Source organism: Aggregatibacter valvarum (assembly GCF_980468985.1).
In genome coordinates this window covers 1,930,209-1,947,500 of record NZ_OZ413141.1, presented here as the reverse complement: position 1 = coordinate 1,947,500, position 17,292 = coordinate 1,930,209, and the positions used below count along the sequence as shown (strand labels likewise).

Sequence of the window (17,292 nt, the reverse complement as noted above, 5' to 3'; positions counted from 1 at the left end):
TTAACTGGGCGAATAGTTGCAAGGTATAGACCCGAAACCCGGTGATCTAGCCATGGGCAGGTTGAAGGTTGGGTAACACTAACTGGAGGACCGAACCGACTAATGTTGAAAAATTAGCGGATGACTTGTGGCTGGGGGTGAAAGGCCAATCAAACCGGGAGATAGCTGGTTCTCCCCGAAATCTATTTAGGTAGAGCCTTGAGCGGACACCTTTGGGGGTAGAGCACTGTTTCGGCTAGGGGTCCATCCCGGATTACCAACCCGATGCAAACTACGAATACCGAAGAGTGATACTCAGGAGACACACGGCGGGTGCTAACGTCCGTCGTGGAGAGGGAAACAACCCAGACCGCCAGCTAAGGTCCCAAAGTCTATATTAAGTGGGAAACGAAGTGGGAAGGCTTAGACAGCTAGGATGTTGGCTTAGAAGCAGCCATCATTTAAAGAAAGCGTAATAGCTCACTAGTCGAGTCGGCCTGCGCGGAAGATGTAACGGGGCTCAAATATAGCACCGAAGCTGCGGCATCAGACGTAAGTCTGTTGGGTAGGGGAGCGTTGTGTAAGCGGATGAAGGTGTGTTGAGAAGCATGCTGGACGTATCACAAGTGCGAATGCTGACATAAGTAACGATAAAACGGGTGAAAAACCCGTTCGCCGGAAGACCAAGGGTTCCTGTCCAACGTTAATCGGGGCAGGGTGAGTCGGCCCCTAAGGCGAGGCTGAAAAGCGTAGTCGATGGGAAACGGGTTAATATTCCCGTACTTGGTAAAGCTGCGATGTGGGGACGGAGCAGGTTAGGTTAGCGTACTGTTGGATATGTACGTTTAAGTTGGTAGGTGGGAAGTTTAGGCAAATCCGGACTTCCTTAACACTGAGAGATGATGACGAGGCTCTACGGAGCTGAAGTAACTGATACCACACTTCCAGGAAAAGCCACTAAGCGAAAGGCTTTACTAAACCGTACTGAAAACCGACACAGGTGGTCAGGTAGAGAATACTCAGGCGCTTGAGAGAACTCGGGTGAAGGAACTAGGCAAAATAGCACCGTAACTTCGGGAGAAGGTGCGCCGGCGTAGATTGTAAGGGCTTGCCCCTGAAGGTTGAACCGGTCGAAGATACCAGCTGGCTGCAACTGTTTATTAAAAACACAGCACTCTGCAAACACGAAAGTGGACGTATAGGGTGTGATGCCTGCCCGGTGCTGGAAGGTTAATTGATGGTGTAATTGAAAGAGAAGCTCCTGATCGAAGCCCCAGTAAACGGCGGCCGTAACTATAACGGTCCTAAGGTAGCGAAATTCCTTGTCGGGTAAGTTCCGACCTGCACGAATGGCATAATGATGGCCAGGCTGTCTCCACCCGAGACTCAGTGAAATTGAAATCGCCGTGAAGATGCGGTGTACCCGCGGCTAGACGGAAAGACCCCGTGAACCTTTACTATAGCTTGACACTGAACATTGAATTTTGATGTGTAGGATAGGTGGGAGACTTTGAAGTAGTCACGCCAGTGATTATGGAGTCGTCCTTGAAATACCACCCTTTAACGTTTGATGTTCTAACGAAGATTGCGAAACGCGGTCTCGGACAGTGTCTGGTGGGTAGTTTGACTGGGGCGGTCTCCTCCCAAAGCGTAACGGAGGAGCACGAAGGTTTGCTAATCACGGTCGGACATCGTGAGGTTAGTGCAATGGTATAAGCAAGCTTAACTGCGAGACAGACAAGTCGAGCAGGTACGAAAGTAGGTCATAGTGATCCGGTGGTTCTGCATGGAAGGGCCATCGCTCAACGGATAAAAGGTACTCCGGGGATAACAGGCTGATACCGCCCAAGAGTTCATATCGACGGCGGTGTTTGGCACCTCGATGTCGGCTCATCACATCCTGGGGCTGAAGTAGGTCCCAAGGGTATGGCTGTTCGCCATTTAAAGTGGTACGCGAGCTGGGTTTAGAACGTCGTGAGACAGTTCGGTCCCTATCTGCCGTGGGCGTTGGAGAATTGATTGGGGCTGCTCCTAGTACGAGAGGACCGGAGTGGACGCATCACTGGTGTTCCGGTTGTGTCGCCAGACGCATTGCCGGGTAGCTACATGCGGAAGAGATAAGTGCTGAAAGCATCTAAGCACGAAACTTGCCAAGAGATGAGTTCTCCCACACATCAAGTGTGTAAGGGTTGTTTAAGACTAAGACGTAGATAGGTGCGGTGTGTAAGTGTAGTGATACATTGAGCTAACGCATACTAATTGCCCGAGAGGCTTAGCCATACAACGCTCAAGTGTTTTGGGGGAGACCTGGAGCATGGAGTGAAGTAGAGGGTAACAGTTAAGAGAGTAGACGAAGAAGAGAAAGTGGAGAGTCAGCTTGTTTTAGTTTGAAGAAGACAGAGAAATAAAAAGAAAGAGATAAGAGAGAAAGAGAAGAATATCATCGACCGATTTTTGGCGGCGATAATGCGGTGGACCCACCTGATTCCATACCGAACTCAGAAGTGAAACGCTGTTATGCCGATGGTAGTGTGGGAGATTCCCATGTGAGAGTAGGTCACCGCCAAGTTTATTACTTGAGTAAATTAAATGTTAGTTTATTCAAGTAATAAATTTTTTAGCAGTCATAATGCAGTAGGCCCACCTGATTCCATACCGAACTCAGAAGTGAAATGCTGTTATGCCGATGGTAGTGTGGGATGTTCCCATGTGAGAGTAGGTCACTGCTAATCCCTATTAGGAGTGGTAGTTCAGCTGGTTAGAATACCTGCCTGTCACGCAGGGGGTCGCGGGTTCGAGTCCCGTCCATTCCGCCAATTTCAGTTATCTAAAGTTACATACCAATAGGGGCGTAGTTCAATTGGTAGAGCACCGGTCTCCAAAACCGGGTGTTGGGAGTTCGAGCCTCTCCGCCCCTGCCATTGATTATACCCTCGTTATATATCCTATCAAAATGTTCTATCTTTTTATAAATTCTATTTAAATTTTACGTGGATATCTTGTTTTAACTTAACTGTAATTCTTCAGGCAAATACTAAACAGTAAATAGTTTGACGGCTTGTTTCCCGTTTTTGAGAATGTAGAGCATTCTATATATCTTATGTGCTTTATAAAAAGATTGAGCGAGTAGTACACTCTTTTTTACATTGATGACCAATGAATATTGATAGTGGTTGTTTATAGACCTTTTTACACTAGACATTATAACGCCTTCAAATCTTTATCTAATTCATCTAGTCAACAATAAAATGCTCGTTTTTAAAGAGCATTTTGTGTATTTTGCTTTGGGCATAATATTCTCCCTTTACACTAATTAATAGTGTTCTGTTCATTGGTTATCCTTTAGCTTGTTGGGAAGGAGAGTTTCGTTTTGCTGATTCTGTGATGAGAAATAAAGTGCGGTCATTTTTGACGTTATTTCTTGCGAATTGAATGTAAAAAAATAGCGCCTGATGTCAGGCGCTATATGTTGTATTAAGGAATGTTGTTATAGCAAGATATTGGCAAATAATAAGCCAAAACCTAAACAGAATGCCATGCTTAATAAGCCGGGTAGCATGAAACTGTGGTTAAAAATATATTTACCGATTCGTGTTGTACCAGTTGTGTCAAAGTCAATTGAAGCAATGATTGGACCGTAGTTCGGAATAAAGAAATAACCGTTTACTGCCACAAATACGCCAATCAAGATAGCCGGTGGAATACCAAGTGCGATACCAAGAGGGAATAATGTTGCTACTGTTGCGCCTTGGCTGTTGACTAACACAGAAAGAACGAATAGTGCTAAAGCAAAGGTCCAAGGTGCGGTTTCGACTAAACCTTTTACTAAACCTTTAACTTCTTCCATATGCGCTTGCATTAAGGTATCACCTAACCATGCGATACCGAAAATAGCGATTACCGCACGCATACCGGCGTGGAATACAGAACCTTTAGTAATTTCAGTGCTATCCGGTTTACAGGTTAAGATAATTAACGCACCGATAGATAGCATGATGATCTCAATGGTATGTGCCATACCCATTGGTTTGCCATCAAACACCGGACGAAGAGAAGGCATTGCTCCCATTAACACAACAAGTAATGCGCCAAATAAGAAAAGGGATACGGAGATTTTGGCGGATTTGCTAATTTCAAGCTCTTTACCGACAACAGTTGAATTAAAGGCTTCCGCATATTTTGGATCGTGTAAACGACGTTGATATTCCGGATCATCTTTTAATTCTTTACCCATTTTATTAACAAATAAACAAGCGCAGAAAATTCCCAGAATGGTAGAAGGAATTGTGACGATTAACACATCCCCTAAATGAATGCCTTGCGGTTCAAGATACGCGACAACTGCAACTACAGCTGCAGCAATCGGGCTGGCAACAATCGCAAATTGAGAGGCGATAACCGCCATGGACATTGGACGCTCAGGACGAACACCATTTTGACGACTCACTTCGGCAATTACCGGTAGTACAGAATAGGCGACGTGACCCGTACCGGCTAATAGCGTAAAGGTCCAAGTCACTGCAGGGGCAATAAATGTAATGTGTTTTGGATTGCGACGTAAAATATTTGTCGCAATTTTGATCATGTAATCTAAACCACCTGACGCTTGCATTGCTGCTGCCGCAGAAACTACTGCCATAATCATAAACATCACGTCAATTGGCAAACCCGCCGGTTTTAAGCCGAAACCGAAAGATAAGATAGCCAGCCCCAAGCCGCCAAAGACACCCAAACCGATACCACCCACGCGCGCACCGACTAAAATACAGAGCAACACGATGGCGAACTGAAGTAAAAACATAGCAGACATACTGCCTCCTTTAAGTAAAACATAAAACTTGTATGGGGTATAAGAAATTATACTCAGCGATATTTGATAGACCTACCTTATTTAAGATAAATCAAGATGTCGTAACTCAAAAATCGGTTTAATTATATAAGAATTACGTAATAGTGAGTATGTAAGAGATTTGATGTTCTGATTGATTTATGATCTAGGTCACATTTTAAATCAATAAATGATTGTTATTTGAGCAAGTTCTGCCTTGGAATAAAAACAATAATTTTTGATAAATGGCGAAAGTAAAGTTATACTCTAGCTTTCTTTTTAAACCTAATGATTGAGAAACAAATGGAAGAATTTATGCCGATGGCAACGGCGTTTGCCAAAAATCATACACTCATTGTTGTTGCTTGGGTGGCTGTGTTTATTATGGTGATTTTCAGCTTTATTAAAGCCGCCACCAGTAAAACAAAGGTGATTGATAACGCCGAAGCAATTGCCTTAATTAACAATCAAAATGCCGTGGTTATTGACTTGCGTTCTATTGATGAGTTTACCAATGGACATATTATCAATAGCCTCAACCTGTTGCCTACCGAAATTAAAAATCACAACATTGGCAAAATTGAACAACACAAAGACACACCGGTGATTTTAGTGTGTACAAATGGGGTAACCTCGGCAACCTCTGCCGAGATTTTGGCAAAACAAGGCTTTAATCATGTATATACATTAAAAGATGGCCTAGCAGGCTGGCGTGCAGCAAGCTTACCTTTAGTTAGAAAATAAATAAGGACTCCAATATGACCGAAGAAAAAAAAGACGTGATGAACGAAGAGCAAGAGGCTCAAGCCGTACTTCAAATTCAACGTATCTATGTCAAAGATATTTCTTTTGAAGCGCCAAATCTTCCACATATTTTCCATCAAGAATGGAAACCGAAATTGTCGTTTGATTTATCTACCGAAACCGTAAAATTAGGCGATGATTTATATGAAGTGTGTTTAAATCTTTCCGTTGAAACCACATTGGAAGATTCCGGTGATGTGGCGTTTATTTGTGAAGTTAAACAAGCCGGTGTATTCACGATTAGTGGTTTAGATGATATGCAAATGGCGCATTGTTTAACAGCGCAATGCCCAAATATGCTATTCCCATATGCGCGCGAATTAGTCTCTAACTTAGTTAATCGTGGCACATTCCCAGCATTAAACCTTTCTCCGGTGAACTTCGATGCATTATTTGTTGAGTATTTACAACGTCAACAACAAGAGCAAGAATCCGAAGAACAACCAAGCGTGAACTAATCTGCAAAACCCGCTTCATTAAGTGATAAAGCGGGTTTATTTTTTTCGTTACCGTCTTTTTCGCCATTCAAGGAGTTAATGATGAATACGACTTTGACTCATTCTTCAATTACTGTGTTAGGCGCCGGTTCTTTCGGTACGGCATTAGCCATTGCATTTTCACGTAATGGACATCCCACTTACCTTTGGGGGCACAACCCGCAAAAAATGCAGAAACTGAATGCTGAGCGACAAAATGCAGAATTTTTGCCGGATATTATTTTCCCTGAGGCATTATCTCTGGAAGCCGATTTAGCGAAAGCGATTCAAGCCTCACGGGATTTATTGTTGGCGGTTCCAAGTCATTGCTTTGGTGAAATTCTCTCACAAATTCGACCGCACTTACGTCCTGACAGCCGTATCATTTGGGCAACGAAAGGTTTGGAGCGGGATACCGGTCGTTTGTTAGAAGAGGTGATTAAGGAAAAATTGGGCAACCACTATCCGTTAGCCGTGCTTTCCGGGCCAACCTTTGCTAAAGAGCTAGCATCAGGGCTTCCTACAGCAATTACTTTAGCGTCGAATAACGAAGAATTTGCGTTGCAGTTTCAGGCGCGTATTCATTGCAGTAAACATTTTCGTGTGTATATTAACAACGATATGCTTGGCGTGCAGTTGGGGGGAGCGATTAAAAACGTGATTGCTATCGGTGCAGGCATTTCCGATGGCATGGGATTTGGCGCAAACGCCAGAACAGCGCTGATTACGCGTGGCATTGCCGAAATATCCCGTTTAGGCACCGCACTTGGGGCAAACCCGAATACATTTATGGGAATGTCGGGGTTAGGTGATCTTGTTTTAACCTGTACTGACAATCAATCCCGCAACCGTCGCTTTGGTATTATGCTGGGGCAGGGCTTTTCTGCTCAAACGGCAATGGATAATATCGGTCAGGTCGTGGAGGGCTTTTATAATACAAAAGAAGCGCATTTGCTTGCGCAACGGCACGGTATCGAAATGCCTATCACGGAGCAAATTTATCAAGTGCTATTTTGTGGTAAAAATGCAAAAGAAGCGGCAGTAAATTTATTAGGCAGAGAACGTAAAGAGGAATAATTCATGTCATCAACGGTTTGGCAATCTATTCGTCAGGAAGCGAAAGAGTTGGTAGAGAATGAACCTATGCTTGCCAGTTTTTTCCATTCCACCATTTTAAAACACCATAACTTAGGCAGCGCGTTAAGTTATATTTTAGCGAACAAATTAGCCAATACGATTATGCCGGCAATTGCCTTGCGTGAGATTATTGAAGAGACCTATCAGGAAAAACCAAGCATAATTGAATGTGCTGCCTGTGACATTCAAGCGGTGCGTCAGCGTGATCCGGCAGTGGAGCTTTGGTCAACACCATTACTTTATTTAAAAGGGTTTCATGCCATTCAAAGTTATCGTATTACACACTATTTATGGCAACAAAATCGCAAAGCACTTGCGATTTACCTGCAAAATCAGATTTCTGTGGCGTTTGATGTGGATATTCACCCGGCAGCAAAAATCGGCCATGGCATCATGTTTGACCATGCCACCGGTATTGTGGTAGGGGAAACCTCCGTGATTGAAAATAACGTGTCTATTTTGCAAGGCGTTACGCTTGGCGGAACAGGTAAAGAATGTGGCGATCGCCATCCGAAAATTCATGAAGGTGTGATGATCGGTGCTGGTGCGAAGATCTTAGGCAATATCGAAGTCGGCAAATACGCTAAAATCGGTGCTAATTCAGTGGTTCTACAACCGGTTCCGGACTATGCCACCGCCGCCGGCGTACCGGCACGCATTATAGGCAAAGACAAAGATGCCAAACCGGCATTTGAGATGGACCAAAATTTTATTGATCTGAGCATGGAATTAAACATTTAGCACACATCATCAGTAAAAACATCATAAAAATTGACCGCACTTTTCTGCTGATGGTTTCTGGTCTCTCTAGAAACTGTCGTGAGAAAAGTCGTAACCAGAAGAAAATGAGGTAAAAAATGACAAATGTAATTCATACCGATAAAGCACCGGCAGCCATCGGCCCCTATGTTCAAGCCGTTGATTTGGGTAATTTTGTGTTGACCTCCGGACAAATTCCGGTGAACCCGCAAACTGGCGAAATTCCGACAGATATTGCTCAACAAGCGAGACAGTCTTTAGAAAATATTAAAGCGATTTTAGAACAAGCCGGTTTAGGCGTGAAAGATATTGTGAAAACCACGGTATTTGTGAAAGATTTAAAAGATTTTGCAACAGTTAACGCAGAGTATGAAGCCTTTTTCAAGGCGCATCATCATCCAAGTTTTCCGGCACGTTCTTGTGTCGAAGTCGCGCGTTTGCCGAAAGATGTTGGATTAGAAATCGAAGCGATTGCTGTTAGATAATAATTATTTAGCGAATATGACTTCTTAAGGTCAAACCTTTGTTAAACAGAGGTTTGGCCTTTTTTCTTGGTTTGTTACACCATGGCGCATTTAGGTGACGTATTGATTCTATTGTTAGGTATTATTTTTATGTAACAAAAAAGCGCTAAGTAAAAACTTAGCGCTTTTTCTGAATATGGCGGAGGAACTGGGATTCGAACCCAGGGAGGGCGTAAACCCTCGCCGGTTTTCAAGACCGGTGCCTTCAACCGCTCGACCATTCCTCCGTGTGTTGAAGTGACGTGAATAATACGGACTCTTGCTATTTAAGTCAAGCAGTTAAATAAAAGAAATCATTTAACTGCTTTATTTTCAGTCGATAGTATTATTTTACTTCTGCCTTCGTCGGCTCCGCATAAACATGGCTGATGGCCATGTGATGACCTGCCGCGCCTTTTCCGTAGAAATAATAACGCGATTTTGTCCATTCAGTGGTTGGATAAGCAACGATTGGCGTATCCGAGGCTTTGGCTAATGTCGCCTCTGCTTTGGTATGCGCGACTGCAGAGAATGTTCCAATTCGTCCGTTGAACACATAAGTGCGGTCGGTTTCAGCCATGAATTTCACCTCATGTGCTGTTTTCGGCTCAACCTGTTCAGCTACTGCCGCAGTAGGTTCTGACGTCACGTTATGATTTAAACGTTCTAAAGATGCCTGAATTTTCTTCTCAACAGAATCATTTGCCGGCTGAGCGATAAATTCAGTTAACGGTTGAACGTCATTTTTAGCTTTTTCAACAATCATATCCAAGGCTGGCACAGTAAGGCTCTTCTCGGTTTCTGCACTTGATTGATTTTGTTGCTCAAGTAGCTCATCAACAGATAAGAACACATTTTCTTTTTCTTTCGGTTGATTGACTTGCGTCATATCGATCCAAACTTTACCGCTGGCAAGCTCCGGAGATGCCACTGCAGCAAATAACGGCATAGGTGATTTTTCTTGTGGGCGACGACGGCGTTGATTATTTACACGTAAATGACGTGGTAAACGACGTTGACGAGCATTATCACGACTGCGTTCAGGTTCATTTGAGACATCAGCTACATTTGTCGAAATCACAGGCGCTTCTACATGGCGAGGCTCATTGATATTTTCAGCAAGTGCCATATTTTCTGCTTGCGGTATTGGATTGTCCGTGGCTTCGTCATAAACACGAACTTTTTTGTGTAAATCTCGACGTTGACGGCGTTGTGTTGGTTCAGCCTTTTCTTCGTTAACCGGCGCAGAAATGCTAGATTTAACGATTTCTTCAGTGACCTCAGGTTTTCGGCTGCGCTTATTATTGCGTTCTTGATTACGGATTCTAATCTCAGATTTATCCGCACTTTGTTCTTCAATCACGTTTTCCACGTTTTCGTTGCGAACACGACGGCTATTACGACGATCTTGATTGCGACGATTACGGTTGTTCATGTTTCTGTTGTTTGGACGAGCTTTTTTGTTTTTCTCTTCCGGTTTTGGATCAGACGCAAATAAACCTTTTAATGCAGCGAATAAACGGCTTAACAACGATGGCGCTTTGGGTTCTTTGCGCTCAATCGGTGCCGGCGCCGGCATGGTAATCGCCAAAGAAACCGCCGCACTTTCCACCGCCGGTGTTTCAGCCGGTGTCGCTTCAATATTACGAGAAACCAACGATTCCTCAGCAGCAAAGGTTTCGTCTTGATCTTGATGTAATTTTGCCAAATTGTAGCTTAACTCATTCACTTCTTCGCCATCACGAACACGGAACACACTGAAGTTCGGTGTTTCCATCGCTTCGTTTGGTACCACGATAATATCGACATCATGGCGTTTTTCGATGCTATGAATGGCTTTACGTTTTTCGTTTAACAAGTAAGATGCGATTTGTACCGGAACGATAGTGTGAACCTGTTTGGTATTTTCTTTTAACGCTTCTTCTTCCAATAAACGCAAGATAGACAGTGAAAGTGATTCGTTATCACGGATTTTACCGGTGCCTTGGCAACGCGGGCAGACGTGATGAGAGGATTCACCTAATGACGGACTCAAACGTTGGCGTGACATTTCCAACAAACCGAAGCGGGAAATGCGGCTAATTTGAATACGTGCACGATCTTGACGTACAGCATCGCGAATGCGGTTTTCCACTTCACGTTGATGGCGAACCGGTGTCATGTCGATGAAGTCGATCACAATTAAACCGCCCAAGTCGCGTAAACGTAATTGACGCGCAATTTCATCTGCGGCTTCAAGGTTAGTGTTTAATGCGGTTTCTTCGATATCGCCGCCACGGGTAGAACGTGCGGAGTTAATATCAATGGCGGTTAAGGCTTCTGTGGCGTCAATGACAATAGACCCCCCGGAAGGTAAACGCACTTCACGTTGGAAAGCGGATTCAATTTGGGATTCGATTTGATAATGACTGAACAGCGGCACTTCGCCTTGATATAATTTCACTCGATTAATGAAATCCGGACGTACGAGTTTGATGTGTGCTTTCGCTTTTTCATAGACTTTCGGGCTATCAATCAGAATCTCACCGATATCGCGACGCAAATAGTCGCGAATCGCACGCACGATAACATCACTTTCTTGGTGAATTAAAAATGGTGCAGGGCGACTTTCTGAGGCTTGTTTGATTGCTTCCCAATGGTGCAATAGTACTTTTAAGTCCCATTGCAATTCTTCCGGCGATTTCCCTACCCCGGCGGTACGCACGATTAAGCCGACACCTTCAGGCACATCCAAAGAACTCAAGGCATCTTTTAATTCCAAACGCTCATCGCCTTCAATGCGACGAGAAATACCACCGGCGCGGGGATTGTTTGGCATGATCACCAAATAACTTCCGGCGAGGGAAATAAAGGTTGTCAGCGCAGCGCCTTTATTGCCGCGCTCTTCTTTGTTCACTTGAACAATGACTTCCTGTCCTTCCGAGATAATATCGCGAATATTCGGACGACCTTGATAGACATAATCCGCCGGGAAATATTCACGTGCAATTTCTTTTAACGGTAAAAAACCGTGACGTTCTGCGCCATAATCCACAAAAGCGGCTTCTAAACTCGGCTCAACGCGAGTGATTTTCCCTTTGTAAATATTGGCTTTTTTCTGTTCGTGACCAGGACTTTCAATGTCCAGGTCGAATAAGCGTTGTCCATCGACTAACGCAACGCGCAACTCTTCTTTTTGAGTTGCGTTGATTAACATTCTTTTCATTCGTTTTCTCTTTTATCGAAAGGGTTTTATGCCCTAAAAATACGTCATCAAAAATGACCGCACTTTGCTTAGTCGCCGACCTCGTGTCTGTCGCAGAATGTCCGTCTTCCCGACTGTCATCTGCTGGGTGCATTGGCAACCTTATTCACACTCATATCATCTTTTTATGTGAATAAAAACAAAACCGGTTAAAAAATGGTTTGCAAGCTGTCGTTCATGTTGATGGTTAAAATCATTGCAATAACAACGTCTTATGCCGAATGCTGCATTGTATTTTATCAATGATAACAATGATACTGTTTATTTTAAAGCCTTTTTTAACTTAAAAAAGGCTTGTTATTATCGCTTGAATAGGGATTTTTAGCAAGGCGTTTCACCCTTCTTGGAAGATTCTTTGCGACATTCAAACTCACCATACAATATGCTATGATGCGCGCCAATTTTTATTTTTATGTAAAAGATCGTAATAAACACAAAATGAATGAAAAAGTAGTTAACCCGAACGTGCAATTTCTCACCATAAGCGATGATGAAGAAGGTCAAAGATTAGATAATTTTCTTCTCGCGCGATTAAAAGGGGTGCCTAAAAGCCTGATTTATCGCATTGTACGTAAAGGCGAAGTGCGGGTGAATAAAGGCAGAAGCAAGCCGGAATATAAATTACAATCCGAGGATGTGGTGCGAATTCCACCGGTACGTGTGGCAGAAAAAGCACAGGACGCCGTTTCTCATAAACTCACCAAAGTTGCCCAACTAGAACAACACATTATTTTTGAAGACAATTACTTATTGGTGCTTAATAAGCCTTCCGGTATTGCCGTACATGGGGGCAGTGGGCTTGATTTTGGCGTGATTGAGGCATTACGTGCGCTTCGTCCGGAGGCGCGTTTCTTGGAATTGGTTCATCGTTTGGATCGCGATACTTCGGGGATTTTATTGGTAGCGAAAAAACGTTCTGCGTTGCGTCATTTACATGAACAGTTGCGTGAAAAAACGATCCAAAAGGATTATTTGGCGCTAGTGCGCGGTCAGTGGCAATCACATTGTAAAGTGGTGCAAGCACCGCTGTTGAAAAATGAGCTGTCGAGCGGTGAGCGCATTGTAAAAGTCAGTGAACAAGGTAAACCGTCAGAAACTCGTTTTTCTGTGGAAGAGCGTTACGTAAATGCTACTTTGGTGAAAGCTTCGCCAATCACGGGGCGAACCCATCAAATTCGCGTGCATACGCAATATGCCGGACATCCCATTGCTTTAGATAGCAAATATGGCGACAAAGTATTCGATCAACAAATGGCCGAATTAGGTTTGAATCGTTTATTTTTGCATGCTTATTCTATTCGTTTTGAACATCCGCATAGCGGTGAAACGTTGCGTTTGACAGCGCAGTTGGATGAGAAAATGAAAGGAATCTTAAAACGGTTGCGCGAGATGAAGTAAAGTGCGGTGGATTTTCCGTGCTTTTTGAAAATACTGAAAAAAATGACCGTACTTTTGCCGTGTTGATCACATTTCTCAAATAAAAACGGCGAAAAAATTGACTGCACTTTCCCCTTTATCTTTAAGCGTTGTAGAATCAATCTTATCCCATCAACGTCGAGGATAGGCTATGAAACGTGTGACGCTTCTTTTGAATAGAACCTTACTGGCCAGTAGCATGGTATTGCTCACGGCGTGCCATTCCATCCTTTACCAACCCGCGAAAACCCTCAGCCAAATTGACCCGGAAAAGGGGTACCGTTTAGAAAAGACCATGCAACAAGCGCTGGAAAAAGAAAATTTAGTGATTGTCACTTTTTCCGGTGGTGGCTCACGGGCGGTGTCTTTGGGATATGGCGTGTTAGAACAGTTTCAGCAGGCAACAGTACGCCCAACGGAAAGGGGCGATACGTTATTACAAAATATTGATGTGGTGTATGGCGTGTCCGGCGGTTCGGTGTTGGCGGCCTATTTGGCGTTAGAAGGGCAAGAAACGATCCCCAAATTTAAGGAGTTTTTTCTCAAGAAAGATTTCCAAAAAAAAGTCATTAATGAAGTGTTTTCTTTGAGCAATGTGCCTCGGCTGACGTCGCCGCAATTCGGGCGTAGCGATTTATTGCAAGAGCAACTGAATTTGGCGTTATATAACGGAAAGACGTTTGCCGATTTGGCACGGAAACGTAAAGGACCGTTTGCGGTAATTAACGCCACAGATATGACGGCAGGACAGAAAGTGTCGTTTACGCAAGACTTCTTTGATTGGCTTTGCGTGGATTTGAATGATATTGAAATTGCGCGTGCGGTGGCGGCATCCAGTGCGGTGCCGTTGATTTTTTCACCAATCACCTTGAATAATCATGCCGGTTTTTGCCACGCAGAAAGCAAAAAAGCGTTTCTTATGCAAACCCAGCCGGGCAATCGCTTGTTGTTGAACAATTTTAATGCCATGCAAAAGCGCTTAGCGCGTTATCAAGATAGTGTAGAACAACCTTATTTGCATTTAGTGGATGGCGGTTTAACGGATAATTTAGGATTGGCCAGTTTGTTGGATATGTCGAATTTGCTCAGTGTACGCAAACTTTATGCCGAATTGAAGAAATCCGCTTTGCGCCATGTGGTTGTGGTCAGTGTGAATGCACAAAATGAACGAACCAGCCATATCGACAAATCGGCGGATGTGCCGGGCGTGAGAGAAGTGGTCGATACGGTGATCAATGTGCCGATTGATAAGGCGACGGAATCGACCGTGCAATATTCACAAAAATTTGCGAATCAATGGAACGCTTATGCTAAACGTCAAAGAGAGGCAAAGATTAAGGTTTATTTTGTGAATGTGAGTTTGAAAGATTTGCCGGAAGGACAATTGAAAAAAGACGTGTTAAATATCGGAACGTCTTTTTACTTACCGGAATCTGATGTGGATAAGTTGCGTGAAGCTGCGAAGATTTTGTTAATGCAATCGAAAGAGTATCATGACGCATTAAAAGCATTACAGTAGTGAAATCAGTAATATCAGATTAGGGTTTGTTATCAGCAAAGTGCGGTAGATGTTGAGGGTAAATGGCACGCCCTAAAGGATTCGAACCTTTGACCCACGCCTTAGAAGGGCGTTGCTCTATCCAGCTGAGCTAAGGGCGCATTGTAAAAGGAATCATAAAGAAGTAGAGAGAGTGGTCGGCGAGATAGGATTTGAACCTACGACCCACTGGTCCCAAACCAGTTGCGCTACCAAACTGCGCTACTCGCCGAAAAGATGTGTAGCATTATAGTTTTCTTTCTTATTCAGTCAATAAGTTTTTTTTATTTTGCCATTGAATGCCTAAATTTATTGCAATTCGGCTTACATAAAGGGGGCTTTTCTGACAAAATAGCAAACGTTTGTATTTTCTTTTTCATCGGAGACGCCAATGACCGCTCAAATTATTTCCGGAACGCAATTAGCCAGTCAAATTAAATCGAATGTGGCTCAACAAATTTCACAGTATGTCGCTCAGGGAAAACGCGCACCGGGCTTAGCTGTGATTTTAGTGGGGGCGGATCCTGCCTCACAAGTGTATGTGGGCAGTAAACGGAAAAGCTGTGCTGAAATCGGCATCACGTCACAATCCTACGATTTGCCGGAAACCACAACGGAACAGGCGTTGTTGGAACTGATTAAAGAATTGAATCAAGATAATACAGTCGATGGTATTTTAGTGCAGTTGCCGTTGCCAAAACACATTGATAGCACCAAAGTGATTGAGCAAATTTCCCCGGAAAAAGATGTGGACGGTTTTCATCCTTATAATGTTGGACGGTTGTGCCAACGTATTCCTACATTGCGCGCTTGTACTCCTTACGGCGTGATGAAATTATTGGAAACCACCGGCATTTCTTTCTATGGCAAACACGCGGTGATCGTGGGAGCCTCCAATATTGTCGGTCGCCCAATGGCGCTCGAGTTACTGTTGGCCGGTTGTACCGTGACCGTAACACACCGTTTTACCGAAGATTTGGCGAGCCATATTCGTCAAGCGGATATTTTAGTGGTGGCGGTGGGCAAACCGAAATTCATTAAAGGCGAATGGATTAAAGAAGGCGCGGTAGTGGTGGATGTGGGCATTAACCGCCTTGAGGGCAAACTTGTGGGCGATGTGGAATTTGATATTGCCGCACAGCGCGCGTCCTATATTACTCCGGTGCCGGGGGGCGTAGGCCCGATGACGGTGGCGATGTTGATGCAAAACACCCTTTCCGCATATGAAAAACAACAGGGGGACGCAGCATAGCGTTTCCTTAAAAAAGACATAAAAAATCCACCGCACTTTAAATCGATTTTACATCGGAAGTGCGGTGGATTTTTTCATTGTTTATTTTAGGCTGTCAACTGTACCAAAATACGACGAATCGGCTCTGCCGCACCCCATAATAATTGGTCGCCCACGCTGAACGCCGCGAGGTATTCCGGCCCCATATTGAGTTTGCGTAAACGTCCGACCGGAACGCTTAATGTGCCGGTCACTTTGGTTGGCGTTAACTCACGCAATGTGGTTTCTTTGTCATTTGGAATGACTTTTACCCATTCATTGTGAGAAGCTAAAATTTGTTCGATTTCTGCTAACGGAATATCGCGTTTCAATTTAATGGTGAAGGCTTGGCTGTGGCAACGTAAAGCTCCAATACGCACACATAAGCCGTCAACCGGAATTGGGTTGTCGCTTAAGCCAAGAATTTTGTTGGTTTCTGCGTAGCCTTTCCATTCTTCTTTGGTTTGTCCGTTTTCCCAAAGTTTATCAATCCATGGAATCAAGCTGCCGGCTAATGGTGCGCCGAAGTTATCAATTGGGAAATCGCTGTTGCGCATTTTTGCTGTTACGGCGCGTTCAATGTCTAAAATAGAAGAATGCGGTTGTGCCAATAACGCTTTGACTTCGCCATTGAGTTCGCCCATTTGCACTAACAACTCACGCATATTTTTAGCGCCTGCACCACTGGCGGCTTGGTAAGTTGCCACGGAAATCCATTCCACTAAATCCTGTTTAAATAGACCGCCTAACGCCATTAACATCAGGCTCACCGTACAGTTACCGCCCACATAGGTTTTTATGCCGTTTTTCAAGCCTTCGCTAATCACGTGTTGGTTTACCGGATCTAAGACGATGATAGCGTCTTTTTCCATACGCAATGCAGAGGCGGCATCCACCCAATAGCCATCCCAGCCGGTGGCTTTTAATTTTGGATACACGTCGTTGGTGTAATCACCACCTTGGCAAGTGACAATAATGTCTAATTTTTTCAATTCGTTAATATCAAACGCATCTTTCAACGTGCCTGCATCTTTGCCGGCAAATGTCGGTGCCGCTTGGCCGGCTTGAGAAGTAGTAAAGAAAACCGGATTGATGTTCGCAAAGTCATTTTCTTGCTGCATACGTTCCATTAAAACGGAACCCACCATTCCGCGCCAACCGATAAAACCCACGTTTTTCATAAATGTATCCTTTATTAGAGAAAATTTGAGGAATTAATTAATAGCAAGAGATGGCGCGTTAAGGCAAGTCTTTTTCCGATATTTTTTTCATTTTTGAACATCATCAAAAAACAGACCGCACTTTTTGACAGGTGATCCGTGATATTCACGCACCACGT

At 43.9% G+C, this 17,292-nt stretch carries 11 protein-coding genes, 5 tRNA genes and 3 rRNA genes (1 of these 19 cut by a window edge); 13 read left to right on the top strand and 6 right to left on the bottom strand.

Going from position 1 to position 17,292, the window contains the following annotated elements:
• The 5 genes from AC30SF_RS09360 to AC30SF_RS09340 form a co-directional block, all read left to right on the top strand.
• Window positions 1-2,259 (top strand): 23S ribosomal RNA (locus tag AC30SF_RS09360) (it extends 638 nt beyond the left edge of the window).
• A gap of 173 nt (window positions 2,260-2,432) precedes the next feature.
• A 5S ribosomal RNA gene (gene rrf, locus AC30SF_RS09355) occupies window positions 2,433-2,548 on the top strand.
• A gap of 47 nt (window positions 2,549-2,595) precedes the next feature.
• Window positions 2,596-2,711, top strand: a 5S ribosomal RNA gene (rrf, locus tag AC30SF_RS09350).
• 7 nt (window positions 2,712-2,718) lie between these two features.
• A tRNA-Asp gene (locus tag AC30SF_RS09345) sits at window positions 2,719-2,795 on the top strand.
• Window positions 2,796-2,824: 29 nt separating this feature from the next.
• Window positions 2,825-2,900 (top strand) — tRNA-Trp (locus AC30SF_RS09340).
• 566 nt (window positions 2,901-3,466) lie between these two features.
• On the opposite strand, the gene AC30SF_RS09335 is transcribed toward AC30SF_RS09340, so the two are convergent.
• Window positions 3,467-4,789 carry an anaerobic C4-dicarboxylate transporter gene (locus tag AC30SF_RS09335; RefSeq protein WP_021615576.1) on the bottom strand — a complete coding sequence of 441 codons (1,323 nt, stop codon included), beginning with the start codon at window positions 4,787-4,789 and terminating at the stop codon, window positions 3,467-3,469.
• Window positions 4,790-5,110: 321 nt separating this feature from the next.
• On the opposite strand from AC30SF_RS09335, the gene AC30SF_RS09330 reads away from it, so the two are divergent.
• The 5 genes from AC30SF_RS09330 (at window position 5,111) to AC30SF_RS09310 (ending at window position 8,468) form a co-directional block, all read left to right on the top strand.
• Complete coding sequence (locus tag AC30SF_RS09330) at window positions 5,111-5,551, top strand: rhodanese-like domain-containing protein (RefSeq protein WP_489608327.1); 441 nt, start codon at window positions 5,111-5,113, stop codon at window positions 5,549-5,551.
• A 14-nt stretch (window positions 5,552-5,565) separates the two neighbouring features.
• The gene (gene secB, locus AC30SF_RS09325; RefSeq protein WP_021615574.1) at window positions 5,566-6,069 is read left to right on the top strand and encodes a protein-export chaperone SecB; all 504 of its coding nucleotides are present in this window, start codon (window positions 5,566-5,568) and stop codon (window positions 6,067-6,069) included.
• An 81-nt stretch (window positions 6,070-6,150) separates the two neighbouring features.
• Window positions 6,151-7,164, top strand: coding sequence for an NAD(P)H-dependent glycerol-3-phosphate dehydrogenase (gene gpsA / locus AC30SF_RS09320; protein WP_290521625.1), 1,014 nt, complete (start codon window positions 6,151-6,153; stop codon window positions 7,162-7,164).
• Window positions 7,165-7,167: 3 nt separating this feature from the next.
• Window positions 7,168-7,965 (top strand): serine O-acetyltransferase, encoded by a 798-nt coding sequence (cysE, locus tag AC30SF_RS09315; RefSeq protein ID WP_297928639.1) that lies wholly within the window; start codon window positions 7,168-7,170, stop codon window positions 7,963-7,965.
• 116 nt (window positions 7,966-8,081) lie between these two features.
• Entirely contained in the window at window positions 8,082-8,468 is a 387-nt protein-coding gene (locus AC30SF_RS09310) for a RidA family protein (RefSeq protein ID WP_489608245.1), read from the top strand.
• 176 nt (window positions 8,469-8,644) lie between these two features.
• Here AC30SF_RS09310 and AC30SF_RS09305 read toward each other — a convergent pair.
• Together AC30SF_RS09305 and rne are read right to left on the bottom strand one after the other, a co-directional pair.
• Window positions 8,645-8,734: transfer RNA gene (locus AC30SF_RS09305), tRNA-Ser, on the bottom strand.
• 98 nt (window positions 8,735-8,832) lie between these two features.
• Window positions 8,833-11,691 (bottom strand): ribonuclease E, encoded by a 2,859-nt coding sequence (gene rne, locus AC30SF_RS09300; protein WP_489608244.1) that lies wholly within the window; start codon window positions 11,689-11,691, stop codon window positions 8,833-8,835.
• A 477-nt stretch (window positions 11,692-12,168) separates the two neighbouring features.
• Between rne and rluC the strand changes: the two genes are divergently transcribed.
• Together rluC and AC30SF_RS09290 are read left to right on the top strand one after the other, a co-directional pair.
• Window positions 12,169-13,128 carry a 23S rRNA pseudouridine(955/2504/2580) synthase RluC gene (rluC, locus tag AC30SF_RS09295; RefSeq protein ID WP_489608326.1) on the top strand — a complete coding sequence of 320 codons (960 nt, stop codon included), beginning with the start codon at window positions 12,169-12,171 and terminating at the stop codon, window positions 13,126-13,128.
• Between the two features lie 169 nt (window positions 13,129-13,297).
• Complete coding sequence (locus tag AC30SF_RS09290; protein ID WP_489608243.1) at window positions 13,298-14,665, top strand: patatin-like phospholipase family protein; 1,368 nt, start codon at window positions 13,298-13,300, stop codon at window positions 14,663-14,665.
• Window positions 14,666-14,728: 63 nt separating this feature from the next.
• On the opposite strand, the gene AC30SF_RS09285 is transcribed toward AC30SF_RS09290, so the two are convergent.
• Together AC30SF_RS09285 and AC30SF_RS09280 are read right to left on the bottom strand one after the other, a co-directional pair.
• Window positions 14,729-14,805: transfer RNA gene (locus AC30SF_RS09285), tRNA-Arg, on the bottom strand.
• A gap of 33 nt (window positions 14,806-14,838) precedes the next feature.
• Window positions 14,839-14,915 (bottom strand) — tRNA-Pro (locus AC30SF_RS09280).
• Between the two features lie 159 nt (window positions 14,916-15,074).
• Between AC30SF_RS09280 and folD the strand changes: the two genes are divergently transcribed.
• On the top strand, window positions 15,075-15,935 hold the full coding sequence (folD, locus tag AC30SF_RS09275; RefSeq protein WP_489608242.1) for a bifunctional methylenetetrahydrofolate dehydrogenase/methenyltetrahydrofolate cyclohydrolase FolD: 861 nt from the start codon (window positions 15,075-15,077) through the stop codon (window positions 15,933-15,935).
• An 86-nt stretch (window positions 15,936-16,021) separates the two neighbouring features.
• On the opposite strand, the gene asd is transcribed toward folD, so the two are convergent.
• Entirely contained in the window at window positions 16,022-17,134 is a 1,113-nt protein-coding gene (gene asd / locus AC30SF_RS09270; RefSeq protein ID WP_209364020.1) for an aspartate-semialdehyde dehydrogenase, read from the bottom strand.
• Window positions 17,135-17,292 lie beyond the last annotated feature (158 nt).